We start from the raw sequence: 13,374 nt of genomic DNA, 5'->3' as shown, positions 1-13,374 counted from the left end.
ACGATGGCCGCATGCTGAGCACCCTCGTCGCCTTCCTAGGCGCCTGCACCCTGATCGCGGCCTCGCCCGGACCGAGCACCGTGCTGATCATCAAACGGTCACTGGGCAGCAGGCGGTCCGGCTTCCTGACCGTGCTCGGCAACGAGACGGGGGTGTTCCTGTGGGGCGCCGTCGCAGCGTTCGGCCTCACCGCGCTGCTCGCCGCCTCCGAGATGGCGTACGACGTCATGCGGATCGTCGGTGCCGTCGTGCTCGTCGGCTTCGGGGTCCGGACACTGTGGCAGGCGCGCCGCTCCAAGGGCGCCGCCGACGGAGGCTGGGAGGGCGCTGAGAGGAGCGGCTGGGCGTCCTACCGGGGCGGGCTGCTGCTCAACCTCGCCAACCCGAAGGCGGCCGTCTTCGCGATGTCCTTCCTGCCGCAGTTCGTGCCCGAGGGCGCCCCGCACCTGCCCGCCATGCTCGGCCTCGCCGCGCTCTGGGCGGTCTACGAGGTGGGCTACTACGGCCTGTACGTGTGGTTCGTCGGCCGGATGAAGACCGTCCTGTCCCGGACGGGCGTACGTCGGCGCCTGGAGCAGGTCTCCGGAGGCGTCCTGCTGCTCCTGGGCGTCCGCCTCGCCCTGGAGGGCTGACCCGGGCCGGCGCGACCGGCTCGCGCACACCCCACCGGAAGGGCAGGATGCTGCCGTAGCCCCCTGGGGAACTCCGGACACGGAGGCATGGATGACCGCCGCCACACCCGCGCCCTTCACCGCCGACGACTACGAGGCCCGGATGCGGCGCGCCGCCGAGGCCGCGGCCGATGCCGGGCTCGACGGCGTCCTCGTCGCGCCGGGGCCCGACATGGTGTGGCTGACCGGGTACCGCCCGGTGGAGACCGAGCGGCTCACCCTGCTGGTGCTGCGGGCAGGAAAGGACCCGGCCCTCGTCGTGCCCACCCTGGAGGCCCCCGACGCGGCCAAGTCGGCCGGCGCGCCCGCGCTGACCCTCCACGACTGGACCGACGGCACGGACCCCTACGAAGCGGCCGCGCCCCTCCTGGAACGCACCGGCCGCTTCGGTATCAGCGACAACGGCTGGGCCCTCCACCTGCTCGGCCTCCAGAAGCGGCTGCCCGACAGTCGCTACTCCGCGCTCACCGACGCCCTGCCGATGCTCAGGGCCGTCAAGGACGCGGCGGAACTGGAGCGGCTCGCGGCCGCCGGAGCCGCCGCGGACGAGGCGTTCGAAGAGATCAGGAAGGTCCGCTTCGCGAGCCGCCGGGAGTCGGAGGTCTCCCGCGACCTCGCCGACCTGCTGCGCCGGTTCGGGCACTCCCAGGTCGACTTCACCATCGTCGCCTCCGGCCCCAACGGAGCCAACCCGCACCACGAGGCCGACGAGCGCGTCATCGAGCAGGGCGACATGGTGGTCCTGGACTTCGGCGGCCTCAAGGACGGCTACGGCTCCGACACCTCCCGCACGGTCCACGTCGGTGAGCCGGACGACGAGGAACGCAAGGTGCACGACATCGTGCGCGAGGCTCAGGAGGCCGGGTTCCGTGCCGTGCGGCCGGGAGTCGCCTGCCAGGACATCGACCGCGCGGCGCGCGCCGTCATCAAGGACGCCGGGTACGGCGAGTACTTCATCCACCGCACCGGGCACGGCATCGGCGTCACCACGCACGAACCGCCCTACATGGTCGAGGGCGAGGAACAGCCCCTGGTCCCCGGCATGTGCTTCTCCGTGGAGCCGGGCATCTATCTGCCCGGCCGCTTCGGGGTCCGTATCGAGGACATCGTCACGGTCACCGAGGACGGCGGACGCCGGCTCAACACCACATCCCGCGAGATGGTGATCGTCGACTGACGTGCGTCCACCGACCGCGCGGCAACCGCTTCGCCCCCGCACCCGGACGACAAGGGCGCGACCATGAGCCAGACCCCGACCCCGACACCGACACCGACCCCGGAAACCGTCCGCCGACTGGTCCGCTCCCTGCTCGCCGACGACGCCGCACCGGGCCCGGGACCGGACGTGCGGCCCGTCACCGAGGAAGGCGGGCACTTCACGTGGTGGGTGGGACGGCGCCATGTGCTGCGGCTCGCCCGGGACCGCGAGGCATCCCTGCGCCAAAGCCGTGAGCTGCGGCTGCGCGATCTGATCCGCCCGCACATCGGGGTCGCCGTCCCCATGAGTGTCGCGCGGGGCGAGTGGGCGAGCGGACTGAACTACACCCTGGACACCTTGGTTCCCGGCGCGTCCGGCGAGCAACAGGCCGTCTCGGCCGTCGGCGAGGCCGACCTGGCGGGGCTGCTGACAGGGCTGCGCGAGGTCCCCGTACGCCAGGCCGAGACGCTCGGGGTGCCGCGCACCCCGCCGCGCTCCCTGGCGACCCTGCGTGCCGCCGCCGTACGGGCCGCCGAGCGGCTCCCCGCCGAGGAGTTCGACCCCGCGCGGTTCGACCAGCTCGCCGCGCCCGCCGCCGTCCAGCTCGGCGCGCAGACCGGCGCCGCGGTCCTCGTGCACCACGGCCTCCTGGGCGAACACCTCGTGGTCAGCCCCGACGGGCGGGTGCGGGGCGTTCTCGACTGGACCGGCGCGGTGATCGGCGATCCCGCCGAGGACATCGCAGGGCTCGCCGTCGCCGTCGGCGCCCCCGCGGCCGTACGCGCCGCCACCCTCGCCGGATACAGCGCCCGCCCCTGCCTGCGGGGCCTGTGGCTCGCCCGCTGCGACACCGTCGTCCGGCTCGCCGACCGTCTCCGCGGCCGTGACGACAGTCGACTCCCACTCCTGGAAGCCCAGTTGGGGCACTCCTGGGAGTCGATCCTGCTGGAGCGGGTCACGGACCTGCGCGACGGAACGGAAGAACTGCCCTAGGGGCGCGCCCTGCGGGGAGGCCTGTGGGGTGCTGCGGGCCTGCGGGGAGGCCCGCGGGGAGGACGCGGCCCGCGCCGGGCTGCGCCCCGGGTGTCTCAGGCCTGGGTCAGCACCACGCACGACTCGCCCGGCACGTTCAGCACCCCGTCCGGGCCCGATGCCTCGACCGGGTCCCAGGCCGCGAGGACGCGCGTGTGACGGATGCCGAGGGGAATCGCCGCGGGGTCCTTGGCGAGGTTCACGGCGATCCGGACGTCCCCGCGCCGGACGGCCAGCCAGCGGGCCGCCGGATCGATCGCGACCCTGACCGCCGCGAGATCGGGATCCGAGAGGTCGGCCTGGCGGTGGCGCAGGGCGATCAGTTCGCGGTACCAGGCCAGCACGCGCGCGTGAGGGGCCGCTTCGGGCTCCGACCAGTCGAGACAGGAGCGGTCCCGGGTCGCCGGGTCCTGCGGGTCCGGCACGTCCTCCTCGGCCCAGCCGTGTGCCGCGAACTCCCGCCGCCTGCCCCGCCGTACGGCCTCGGCGAGCTCGGGGTCGGTGTGGTCGGTGAAGAACTGCCAGGGCGTGCCGGCACCCCACTCCTCGCCCATGAAGAGCATCGGCGTGAACGGCGCGGTGAGCGTCAGCGCGGCGGCGCAGGCCAGCAGCCCGGGCGAGAGGGAGGCCGAGAGCCGGTCCCCCTGGGCGCGGTTGCCGATCTGGTCGTGGGTCTGCGCGTAGCCGAGCAGCCGCTGCGCCGAGACACGCGCACGGTCGAGCGGGCGCCCGTGATGCCGCCCGCGGAAGCTGGAGTACGTGCCGTTGTGGAAGTAGCCCGACGTCAGCGTCTTGCTCAGGGCCGCGAGCGGGGCGTGCGCGAAGTCCGCGTAGTAGCCCTGCGCCTCGCCGGTCAGCGTGGTGTGCAGCGCGTGGTGGAAGTCGTCGTTCCACTGCGCGTGCAGCCCGAGGCCGCTCTCCTCGCGGGAGGTGATCAGCCGCGGGTCGTTGAGATCCGACTCGGCGATCAGGAAGAGCGGCCGGGCCAGGTCGGCGGCGAGCGCGTCCACGGCCGTCGACAGCTCCTCCAGGAAGTGCAGGGCACGGGTGTCCCGCAGCGCGTGCACCGCGTCCAGACGCAGTCCGTCGAGCCGGTAGTCGCGCAGCCAGGCCAGGGAGCTGCCGACGAGGTACGCGCGCACCTCGTCCGAGCCGGGCGCGTCGAGGTTCACCGCCGAGCCCCAGGGCGTCTGATGGGTGTCCGTGAAGTAGGGCCCGAACGCGGGCAGATGGTTGCCGGACGGGCCGAGGTGGTTGTGCACGACGTCGAGGACGACTCCCAGGCCGAGTTCGTGCGCCCGGTCGACAAAGCGCTTCAGCGCCTCGGGACCGCCGTACGGCTCGTGCACGGCCCACAGGGAGACCCCCTCGTACCCCCAGCCGTGCCGGCCGGGGAACGGGCACAGCGGCATCAACTCGACGTGTGTGACGCCCAGTTCCGCCAGATGTCCGAGCCGCTCCGCCGCGGCGTCCAGCGTGCCCTCGGGCGTGTACGTACCCACGTGCAGCTCGTAGAGGACCGCGCCCGGCAGGGCGCGGCCGGACCACTCGGCGCGCCACGCGTACCGCCCCTGGTCGACCACGGCGCTCAGTCCGTCGGGGCCGTCCGGCTGCCGGCGTGAGCGCGGATCGGGCAGAACGGGACCGTCGTCCACCGCGAACCCGTAGCGCGTCCCTTCCGGCGCCTCCGCCTCGCCCGTCCACCAGCCGGCCCGCCCGGGATCCTGTTCCAACGCGCTCGTGACACCCGCGCAGTGGATTGTCATCCGGTCGGCCCGCGGTGCCCACACCTCGAATCGCACAGCCGGTTCCCCCTTGTCAGTTCGCCGTGACCCAACCCGTCCATGGTGCTTCACAGGAGATCAATTCGCTTCAGGATCCACCCTTTTGCCGCGTGTTCGTCGCCCTTTGGTCGCGCGAACGGCCGCAACCGGCCCCACCAGCCGTTTCCGGGTCTTCTGGACACCCCGTCGTTACTGCCCGACAATCACGAACGTGACGTCGTCCTTCGAGTTCCACACGTACCCCGCGCGGCTGTCCGACGCGGAGCGCGACCGGGCGCTCAAGTCCCTCCGCGACGGCGTCGCCCTCGGCCGCCTCTCGCACGACACGTTCATCCACCGCATGGAGCTGGCACTGTCGGCCCGCCGGTCCGAGGAACTCGCCGTGCTCACCGCCGACCTGCCCACCGGCGACGAGCCCGCCGGGCGCCGCTGGTCGAAGCTGGTGTTCGGCACCGTGGAGGCCGTCTCCGGCTTCACGGTACGGCTGCGCAGGGCCTGGCAGGCCGAACGGCTGCCCAAACTGCAACTGCCCGACGCCGGCAGCCCCTACCCGCTGCGCATCGGCCGCGACCCGGCCAGCGGACTGCGCCTCAACCACGAGACGGTGTCCCGGGTGCACGCCGAACTGCGTCGGCAGGGCGGCGCGTGGGTGCTGCGCGACCTCGGCTCGACCAACGGAACGACCGTCAACGGACGGCGTGTCATCGGCGCGTCCGTCGTGCGGGACGGCGACCAGATCGGCTTCGGCCGGATGATGTTCCGCCTCGCCTCTGACTGAGCTTTGCGTCTGGCTGAGCGCGCCTCTGGCTGAGCGCGCCTCTGGCTGAGCCGCGCCTCTGGTTGAGCCTCGCCTCCGACTGAGCCGTGGGTGCGGACTGAGCCGCGCCTCTGGTTGAGCGCGCCTCCGGCTGAGCCGCGCCTCTGGTTGAGCCTCGCCTCCGACTGAGCCGCGGGTGCGGACTGAGCCGCGCTGACGTGCGGCGTGGCCGGGGAGTTCCGGCGTGTCAGGTGACCGGCCCCCGGACCGGGGTTCACGCGTCGATCCCGTCGATCCCCCAACATCCGGCGCGGCCCGCGGTGTTGACGTACCCCCTCAGCCGTGACTGACTGTGCGTACGTCATGCACATCAGGTGAACCGACGGCGCCGTCCGAGTGGAGGTGTGCTCTGCCGCCCCTCCGCCGCTACCCGACCGTGGACGAACTCGCCGTCCGAGCCGCCGCGCTGGTGACCCGGCGCCCCGACAGCGCCCGGCTGCGCCGCGTGGGCACCTCCCGGGCGGGCACACCGATGCTGCTCCTGTCCGTCGGACACGGAAGCCGCCAGGTCCTCGTCGTCGCCGGACCGCACGCCAACGAACCCGTGGGCGGCGCCACGGTCCTGCGGCTGGCCGAACGGGCGCTCGCCGACCCGAGGCTGACCGAGGGCGCGGACGCCACCTGGAACCTGCTGCTCTGCCTCGACCCCGACGGCTCCCGCCGCAACGAGGCCTGGCTCCGCGGCCCTTACACGCTCGGCCACTACTTCCGGCACTTCTTCCGGCCCGGCTTCCTGGAACAGCCCGAATGGCTGCCCGAGGGCGCGGACGCCGCCGTCCTGCCGGAGACCCGCGTCCTGCTCGGCCTCCAGGACGAACTGAGGCCGTTCCTCCAGTGCTCCCTGCACGGCGTCGACGTCGGGGGCGCCTTCGTCGAGCTGACCCGCGACCTGCCCGGCCTCGCCCAGCGCGTCGCGCACAGCGCGGCCCGCCTCGGCATCCCGCGCGAACTCGGCCCGTACGACACCCTGTACTGGCCGACGCTCGGGCCCGCCGTCTACCGTGTCCCGCCGCCGCGCGGCGGAGATCTGGCCGCCGCCATCACGGAGGCCGCGGTCGATTCCACCTGGTTCCACCCGCAGCCGCACGGCACGGTCACCGCGATCGTCGAGGCGCCCATGTGGGGTGTCGGCGCCGTCGAGGACCCGGCGCGCCCCGCCGATCCCGACGCGGTGCTGCGCTCCGTCAGCCGTACGCTGCGGCACGACACGGGGGTCCTGGAAGACATCCTGGCCCGGGTCCGGCCCGGCCTCGGCAGCTCGCCGGACGTGAGCAGTCTCCTCGCGCCCGTCGACGACTATTTACTGGTCGGCCCCGGACTCGCCGACTCCTGGGACCCGGACGTGCGGGACGCCGGGGCGCGCGCCCTGCTGCCGCTCGACACCGCCAGGCTCACCGCCCTGCGCCTCGCCGGGCGCCGGGTCGCGCTGCGTACGGCCGGGCTGCTGCACCAGTTGGTCACCGCCTCCGCTCAGGACCCGCGCGACGCGCTGCCCCAGCTCGACCGGCTGATCGACGCGTGGTGCGCCGACTACCGCGACGGCTGCGGGGCGCGCTGGATACCGGTCGCACGCCAGGTCGAATACCAGGCGCGCGTGGTGCTCGCCGCGTTCGAACTCGCGGGGCGCGGCACGAGCATGCGCAGCCGTTCGGGTGACTCCGGCTGGACCGCGCAGGCCGCCGTGCCGATGCACCTGGAATGACGAAAATCTTTCAGGCGATCCGCGCCGGCCTGCTCGTCCCGCTCGCGCTCCTCGTGGCGGGCGCGGCCCCGGCAGCCCACGCGGCACCCCGACACGCCCTGCCCGGCAACTGGCTCCGCCTCGCCGTCACCAGGGGCGACGCCCGTTCCGGCGACACCCTCGACACCCTCGGCGTCCTGCTGCTCTGCGACCCGCCCCGGGGCCACGCCCACGCGGCGCTGGCCTGCGGGCAACTCGGCGCCGCCGGGGGTGACTTCGGGCGGATCCCGCGCCGGTCCGGCGTCATGTGCCCGATGCTCTACGCACCGGTCACCGCGTCGGCGTACGGCGTGTGGGACGGTCGCCGGGTCGACTACAGGCACGCGTTCTCGAACTCATGCACGATGGGGGTCGAGACGGGCGCGGTGTTCGACCTGTCGAGTTGACTCAGGCGGCGCTGTCGCGCGCGTGACGGGCGGCCGCCACCACCGTACGGGCCTGGTGCTCGACCTGGTTCTCCAGCGGCACCCAGCGCGCGCGGAAGCGTTCGGCGAAGGCGTCGCTCCAGCCGGCGACCAGCTGTTCGAGGTGGGGTGCCTCGCGGTCGTCGGCCTCTCGCAGCACGCGCAGGAGCATCGAGGCGGCCCGCAGCGGGATCCGCCGGCCGAACGCGTCGACGCTGCCCACGTACGCCATCGTCGTGTCCACGGGGAGCGGCTGCGACCAGTCCGCGGCGAGCCCCGGAACCAGCGCCAGCGCCCACTTCGCGGCCCGCAGAAGGGGCCCGTCGGGTCCCCGCAGCCGGGGCAGAGCCCGTCCGAGCACCGCCTCCACCTGGTACGCGTCCGCCAGCAGCCGGTGTGCCAGGCGTCGCATCGCCGCCGTGGGGTCGGGGTGCGGCGCCGGATCGTCCACCAGATCGCTGGCCCACATCGGCACCTCCACGACAGCGGTCAGTCCGCCGTACCGGTGGGCGTGGTACCAGGTGCTGTGCCGGGCGTCGTCCGGCATGCTCGGGTACGCCGTGTCCGAGCCGGGCGCCGGCATCACATGCACCCCGGGCCCGGAGGCGGGCCAGCCCGCGGCGTCCGACGCGGCCGTCTCGACCGGGATGCGCAGCTCCGCCGCGGACTTGGCGAACGGCTCCGCGAGGCCCGGGATGTCCTTGGTCAACTGCACCCAGCTGCCGCCGAGATCGGTCCCGTGGAGCGTCACCTGGAGGTAGGGCCGCACTTCGTCGATGACCCCGGTCAGCGCGCGGGTCTCCGGCGGCAGCCGGTCGGGCGGCAGGACGGAGGGCGACCACTCCGGCTGCTCGGGGCCGGCCGGGCGGAAGAAGCCCAGGTGGTAATCGAGCAGGGTCCGCGGCGCGGGCGTCACATGGAGGCTCGCTCCGTCGGGGTCCGCGCAGAGCAGAAAGTGCCAGGAGGTGTCCCGTCGCAACTCCCGCTGGTGGAGCACACGTTCGGCCAAGGACAGGAGCGTCGAACCGCCCGTCGGTTCGTTGGCGTGGGCCCCGGCCACGACGAGGACCGCGCGCCGGGCGTGGCCGACGGACAGCAGGTGGAGGGGCCTGCCCGCACGGGAGGCGCCCACTTGTCTGAGAAGGCAGAGGTCGGGTCGATGGGCCGCCAACGCCCAGGCGGACGAGACGATTTCGGTCACACTGGGGTAGCGCAACTCCGGCAGGTGACTCACCCCCGACTTGTCCGCCCTGCGTCGCTTTTGGCAGTACTCCACGGTCTCGGGGAACTGTCAAGGATGCGACGGGGCGGCTCCTAGGGGCGCCGGGTGGCACTTTCCCCTGGCAACGGGCGGTGGCGGGTGCGCGAGCTGTCCCTTCCGGATCGGACCGCGTCCCGCAGGCCTGCGGAGAACCCGGGCGGGGCTCCCGGAACGGCCCTCGGGAGGCGGTGACCGGCGTACGCGCGTGCCACGGGCGGCCGCGCCGGGGCGAGGCACGCGATTCACCCGTACGGGTGCACGGGAACTGCGGTCCCGGCCGGGCGGTGGTCGACTCGGAACAACCGCGCGCGGGTCCGGCGCGCAGACCCGAGGTGGTGGCCCGCGGTGCTGTGTCCTCACGGCCTTCCCGGCGAAGGCGGCCCGACGGCGACACCGGCGAGCCCACCGGCCGCCGCCCCGCCCCCGACCGTCACGGGCGAGCCGCCCTCGGCGGTCGAGGGCCTGCCGCCGTCCGCGCCTGCCGCGGGTGCGCCGTCCCGGTACGTCGCGGCTTTGCGATCGTGGCCGCCCGTCACGGGCGGGCCGCCGCCGACGGTCGAGGGCCTGCCGCCGTCCGCACCTGCCACGGCTGCGTCGCCCCGGCCCGTCGCGGCCCTGCGGCCGTCGCCGCCCGTCATGGGCGGGCCGCCCCCGGCGGTCGAGGGCTCGCAGCCGTCCGCGCCTGCCACGGCTGCGCCGCTCCTGCCCGTCGCGGCTCTGCGGCCGTCGCCGCCCGCCGAGGGCGAGCCGGCCTCGGTCGTCGCGGACCTGCGGCCGATTCCGCCCGGCACGGGCGCGTCGCTCCCGCTCCTCGCGTGCCCGGCGCCGCCCCTCGTGCCGGGGTGTCCTTCGCCGGTCACGCCGGTGACGCCGTACATGCCGCCGCGTGTCCCGTCCGCGCGGGTGACCGCGCGGGTGACCGCTCCGCCGAGCCTGCTCGATCCGGGTACCGAGCGCGATCCCCATCCGCTGTACCGCACCCTGCGCGGCAACTTCCCCCTGGTGTACGACGAGCCGTTCGGCGCCTGGCTGATCAGCAGGTACGCCGATGTGCGTGCCGCGCTCGCGGACCCGCGGCTCGTCCCGCCGTCGCCCGGACCCGCACCGGCCCGCCGGGAGGACGGAACGCACGGCACGCACGGTGCGTACCGGGCCCTCGTCTCCTCGGCGCTCGGGGACCGCGTGTCGGCCGCCCTGGCAGCGGGCGTCGAGCGCACCGCGTACGTCCTCGCCCGGCGCCTGGCGTCCCGTCAGGAGGCCGATCTCGTCGCCGAGTTCTGTCAGTGGCTGCCCGCCGCCGCGGCCGTCGCCGCGCTCGGACTGCCGTACGAGGACACGGCGCGCGTGCACGCCTGGTGCCGTACGGGACTCGACCACCTCGGCGGTCGGCGCCCCGGACTCGACGCCTACCTGCGCCCCCACATCGTCCGCCGCCGTGCCCACCCCGGCGACGATCTGCTGTCCGCGCTGTGCACGGCCGGGCCCGACGGACGTCCGCTGCCGGACGAGGCCGTGACGGACCTGGCCGGGACGGTGCTGGGCGCGGCCGGCGAGACGACCGCACGCGCGCTCGCGTCGTTCCTCGCCAACCTTCTCGACCACCCGCGCCAGTTGGACCTGATCCGCGCCCGTCCCGAGCTGACGGGCGGCGCCTGGGCCGAGTCGCTGCGTCGCGATCCGCCGCTGCAGATCGTGCCGCGCCGCGCGCTCGAACCGATCGGCCCGATACCCGAGGGCGCCACCGTGGCGTGCCTGCTCGGTGCCGCGGGCCGCGACCCGGGGCGCTTCGCGGACCCGGACCGCTACGACGCCTTCCGCGCCGACCCGGGCGAGCTCGCGTACGGCTCGGGACGGCACCTCTGCCCGGGCGCTCCGCTGGCCCGGCTGACGGCGGAAGGCGGTCTGCGCGCCCTGCTGACCGTCCTGCCGGACCTCCGCCGGGCGCCGGGGCCCCGGCCGCGCGCCGAGGGGCTGGTCAGCCGGTCTCCCCGGACCCTGCCGGTGTGTCCGCGCTGACGCGCTCCAGCAGCACGACGGGCGACCTCCCGAAGAGGTCCGCCACGCGCGCGTGCCCCGTGAACTCCCTCTCCGGCGCGTCCGGGACGAGCACATCGGCCCAGCGCCCGTCGGGGAGCGCGAGACGGGTGTCGCGCCAGCCGCCGGCCTCGGCCAGCCCCAGCGAAAGGCGGGTGACGGCCGTGATCACCTCTGCCGACCGCACGAACGCCACACAGTGCTCGGCGCCGGGCCCCTCGGCCGCCAGCGGCGCGTACGTCGCCGCGTCGCCGAAGACAGCGGGCCGCCGGGCGCGCAGCCGCAGCGCGGCGGCCGTGAGCGCCACCTTCTCCGCGGACATCTCGCGCGGCGCGAACGCCCCCCGGTTGTCCGGGTCCACCAGCGCCCGGTACTCGTCCTCGGTGCCCTGGTACACGTCCGGCACCCCGGGCATCGTCAGATGGACCAGGGCGGCCCCCAGGACGTTCGCCCGCACATGCGGTGCAAGGGAGGCCCGCAGGGCGGCCACGCGCCGTCCAGGAGGCCCGCAAGGCCCGTCGGTGACGAACGCCGCCACCGCGTCCTCGTACGCGGGATCCCGCTCGGTCCAGGCGGTGCGCGTCCCGGCCTCCCTGATGTGCTTCAACAGGGCGTCCCGGACCCGCTCCGCGTAGGCCTCCCCGTCCTCCGGCTCGCCCCCGTCCTCGCCGGTGGCCGGGCCGAGGCCGAACACCGTCTGCCACGCGGCCCACGCCACCTGCGGGTCGGGCGTCCCGGCTCCCTCGCGGGTCACCTCCGCCAGGACGTCGGACCAGGCCTCCGGGCACTGGGTGAGGACCGAGACGGCGGCGCGCACGTCGGCGCTGCGTTTCGTGTCGTGGGTCGACAGGACGGTTCCGGTGGCCGGCCAGTCGCGCTGCACGCGCGCGCAGTACACGTGGAAGTCCTCCGGGGACACCGCGGGGCTGCCCGGGTCGCCGCCCACCTCGTTCGCGGACAGCAGCGGCACATAGCGGTAGAACGCCGTGTCCTCCACGGACTTGGCCCGCAGCGCCGACGACGTCTGCGCGAACCGGGCCCGGAACCCGGCCGCCCCGGGCCCGTCGCCGTCCCGCCCGAGCACCAGATCCCGTACGACGTCCACGGCATGCGCCTCCTCGGGCACCGTGAACGCCGTCCTGGCCTCGGCGGCGGCCCGCTCGGTGACCACCAATGACGCGTCCGTGGACGGATAGGGCCGGTACACCTCCAGCCGGACCAGGAGTTCCCGCAGCGCGGCGCCCAGGGCCCAGGGGGCGTGATCGCGCAGAGCGGGGTCGGGGGACGCGGCGCACAGCGCGCTCACCTCGCGCGTGAGGCGCTCGACCTCCGTGGCCAGCTCGTGCGTGACCACCTTGTACGCCGCCCGGCGCACCGTGCTCTCCCAGTGGCCGCCCCGGTCGGCCTGCGGGCCCGCGAACCGCCGGTAGCGGCCGAGGAGCCGGCTCGCGCCCGCCGCGTCCGTGAAGAGGCCGTCGACGTGCCGCAGCGCGTCGTAGCCCGTGGTGCCCGCGACGGGCCACGCGGGCGGCAGCGGTTCACCGTCCGCGAGGATCTTCTCGACCACCGTCCAGCGGCCTCCGGTCGCCTCGTGCAGCCGGCGCAGATACGCGTCCGGGTCCGCCAGCCCGTCCGGATGGTCGACGCGCAGTCCGTCGATCACACCGTCGCCGAGAAGCTCAAGGATCTTCGCGTGGGTCGCCGCGAACACCTCCGGGTCCTCGACACGCACCCCGATGAGCTCCGAAATGCTGAAGAAGCGCCGGTAGTTGAGCTCCGTGCGGGCCAGCCGCCACCATGCCGGGCGGTACCACTGGGCGTCGAGGAGCCGGGGCAGCGGCAGCTTCTCGGTGCCCTCGCGCAGCGGGAACACATGGTCGTAGTAACGCAGTATGTCGCCGTCCACCTTCAGGTGGCCGATCTCGGCGCCGAGGCGGTCCCCGAGCACCGGCAGCAGGAGTCGGCCGCCCTGGGCGTCCCAGTCGATGTCGAACCAGCGCGCGTACGGCGACTCGGAGCCCTCGCGCAGCACCTCCCACAGGGCGTGGTTGTGGCGCGGGGCCATCGCCATGTGGTTCGGCACGATGTCCACGACGAGGCCGAGGCCGTGCGCCCGCGCGGTGCGCGCCAGGGAGCGCAGCCCATCCTCGCCGCCCAGTTCGGCCCGCACGCGCGCGTGGTCCACCACGTCGTAGCCGTGCGTCGAGCCGGGGACGGCCTCCAGGACGGGCGACAGGTGCAGGTGGGAGACGCCGAGCGAGGCCAGATACGGCACCGCCGCCTCGGCACTCCGGAAGGGGAACCGCGGCTGGAGCTGGAGCCGGTAGGTGGCGGTCGGTACGACGGGAACCACCGGGCCGGGGACGACCGAGTGCGCGATCGCCGGTTCGGGACGCTCAGGTGTCATGCGAATCTACGTACCCGTCCGGCCG

Annotated in this window: 11 protein-coding genes; 7 read left to right on the top strand and 4 right to left on the bottom strand. The window is 74.4% G+C overall.

Annotated features, from left to right (window positions below):
- The first annotated feature begins 11 nt into the window (after positions 1-11).
- From ACFYR3_RS07785 to ACFYR3_RS07775, 3 genes are all read left to right on the top strand, one after another.
- Positions 12-632, top strand: coding sequence for a LysE family translocator (locus ACFYR3_RS07785; RefSeq protein WP_355840044.1), 621 nt, complete (start codon positions 12-14; stop codon positions 630-632).
- A gap of 91 nt (positions 633-723) precedes the next feature.
- Complete coding sequence (locus tag ACFYR3_RS07780) at positions 724-1,848, top strand: aminopeptidase P family protein (protein ID WP_389281989.1); 1,125 nt, start codon at positions 724-726, stop codon at positions 1,846-1,848.
- 63 nt (positions 1,849-1,911) lie between these two features.
- Entirely contained in the window at positions 1,912-2,862 is a 951-nt protein-coding gene (locus ACFYR3_RS07775) for an aminoglycoside phosphotransferase family protein (protein ID WP_389281987.1), read from the top strand.
- A gap of 95 nt (positions 2,863-2,957) precedes the next feature.
- Here the strand turns inward: ACFYR3_RS07775 and treZ are convergent, their stop codons facing one another.
- Positions 2,958-4,703 carry a malto-oligosyltrehalose trehalohydrolase gene (gene treZ / locus ACFYR3_RS07770; RefSeq protein WP_389281985.1) on the bottom strand — a complete coding sequence of 582 codons (1,746 nt, stop codon included), beginning with the start codon at positions 4,701-4,703 and terminating at the stop codon, positions 2,958-2,960.
- Positions 4,704-4,896: 193 nt separating this feature from the next.
- On the opposite strand from treZ, the gene ACFYR3_RS07765 reads away from it, so the two are divergent.
- The 3 genes from ACFYR3_RS07765 (at position 4,897) to ACFYR3_RS07755 (ending at position 7,629) form a co-directional block, all read left to right on the top strand.
- Positions 4,897-5,463, top strand: a complete 567-nt coding sequence (locus tag ACFYR3_RS07765; protein WP_355840048.1) for a DUF1707 and FHA domain-containing protein — start codon at positions 4,897-4,899, stop codon at positions 5,461-5,463.
- Between the two features lie 415 nt (positions 5,464-5,878).
- Positions 5,879-7,204, top strand: coding sequence for a M14 family zinc carboxypeptidase (locus ACFYR3_RS07760; RefSeq protein ID WP_389281983.1), 1,326 nt, complete (start codon positions 5,879-5,881; stop codon positions 7,202-7,204).
- A complete protein-coding gene (locus tag ACFYR3_RS07755; RefSeq protein ID WP_389281981.1) occupies positions 7,201-7,629 on the top strand; it encodes an SSI family serine proteinase inhibitor in 429 nt (142 codons plus the stop codon). The genes ACFYR3_RS07760 and ACFYR3_RS07755 overlap by 4 nt, the downstream gene beginning before the upstream one ends.
- A 1-nt stretch (position 7,630) precedes the next feature.
- Here ACFYR3_RS07755 and ACFYR3_RS07750 read toward each other — a convergent pair whose 3' ends face one another.
- The gene (locus ACFYR3_RS07750; RefSeq protein WP_355840051.1) at positions 7,631-8,881 is read right to left on the bottom strand and encodes a M14 family zinc carboxypeptidase; all 1,251 of its coding nucleotides are present in this window, start codon (positions 8,879-8,881) and stop codon (positions 7,631-7,633) included.
- Between the two features lie 383 nt (positions 8,882-9,264).
- Entirely contained in the window at positions 9,265-9,786 is a 522-nt protein-coding gene (locus ACFYR3_RS07745; protein ID WP_389281979.1) for a hypothetical protein, read from the bottom strand.
- Here ACFYR3_RS07745 and ACFYR3_RS07740 point away from each other — a divergent pair.
- A complete protein-coding gene (locus ACFYR3_RS07740) occupies positions 9,785-10,924 on the top strand; it encodes a cytochrome P450 (protein ID WP_389281977.1) in 1,140 nt (379 codons plus the stop codon). The two genes, ACFYR3_RS07745 and ACFYR3_RS07740, sit on opposite strands and share 2 nt — an antisense overlap.
- On the opposite strand, the gene treY is transcribed toward ACFYR3_RS07740, so the two are convergent.
- Positions 10,884-13,349, bottom strand: coding sequence for a malto-oligosyltrehalose synthase (gene treY, locus ACFYR3_RS07735; protein ID WP_389281975.1), 2,466 nt, complete (start codon positions 13,347-13,349; stop codon positions 10,884-10,886). The genes ACFYR3_RS07740 and treY overlap by 41 nt on opposite strands.
- Between the last annotated feature and the right edge of the window lie 25 nt (positions 13,350-13,374).

This window comes from Streptomyces sp. NPDC005784, assembly GCF_042871525.1.
Classification (GTDB): domain Bacteria; phylum Actinomycetota; class Actinomycetes; order Streptomycetales; family Streptomycetaceae; genus Streptomyces.
The sequence above is the reverse complement of the archived record's forward strand: the minus strand, read 5'-3'. Positions and strand labels throughout refer to the sequence as shown.

What these genes read in the sequence shown, in the direction of transcription:
- ACFYR3_RS07740 (WP_389281977.1), top strand. Translation starts at nt 9,785, where the DNA reads ATGCCGCCGCGTGTCCCGTCCGCGCGGGTGACCGCGCGGGTGACCGCT.
- ACFYR3_RS07780 (WP_389281989.1), top strand. Translation starts at nt 724, where the DNA reads ATGACCGCCGCCACACCCGCGCCCTTCACCGCCGACGACTACGAGGCC.
- treY (WP_389281975.1), bottom strand. Translation starts at nt 13,349, where the DNA reads ATGACACCTGAGCGTCCCGAACCGGCGATCGCGCACTCGGTCGTCCCC.
- ACFYR3_RS07775 (WP_389281987.1), top strand. Translation starts at nt 1,912, where the DNA reads ATGAGCCAGACCCCGACCCCGACACCGACACCGACCCCGGAAACCGTC.
- ACFYR3_RS07785 (WP_355840044.1), top strand. Translation starts at nt 12, where the DNA reads ATGCTGAGCACCCTCGTCGCCTTCCTAGGCGCCTGCACCCTGATCGCG.
- ACFYR3_RS07755 (WP_389281981.1), top strand. Translation starts at nt 7,201, where the DNA reads ATGACGAAAATCTTTCAGGCGATCCGCGCCGGCCTGCTCGTCCCGCTC.
- ACFYR3_RS07745 (WP_389281979.1), bottom strand. Translation starts at nt 9,786, where the DNA reads ATGTACGGCGTCACCGGCGTGACCGGCGAAGGACACCCCGGCACGAGG.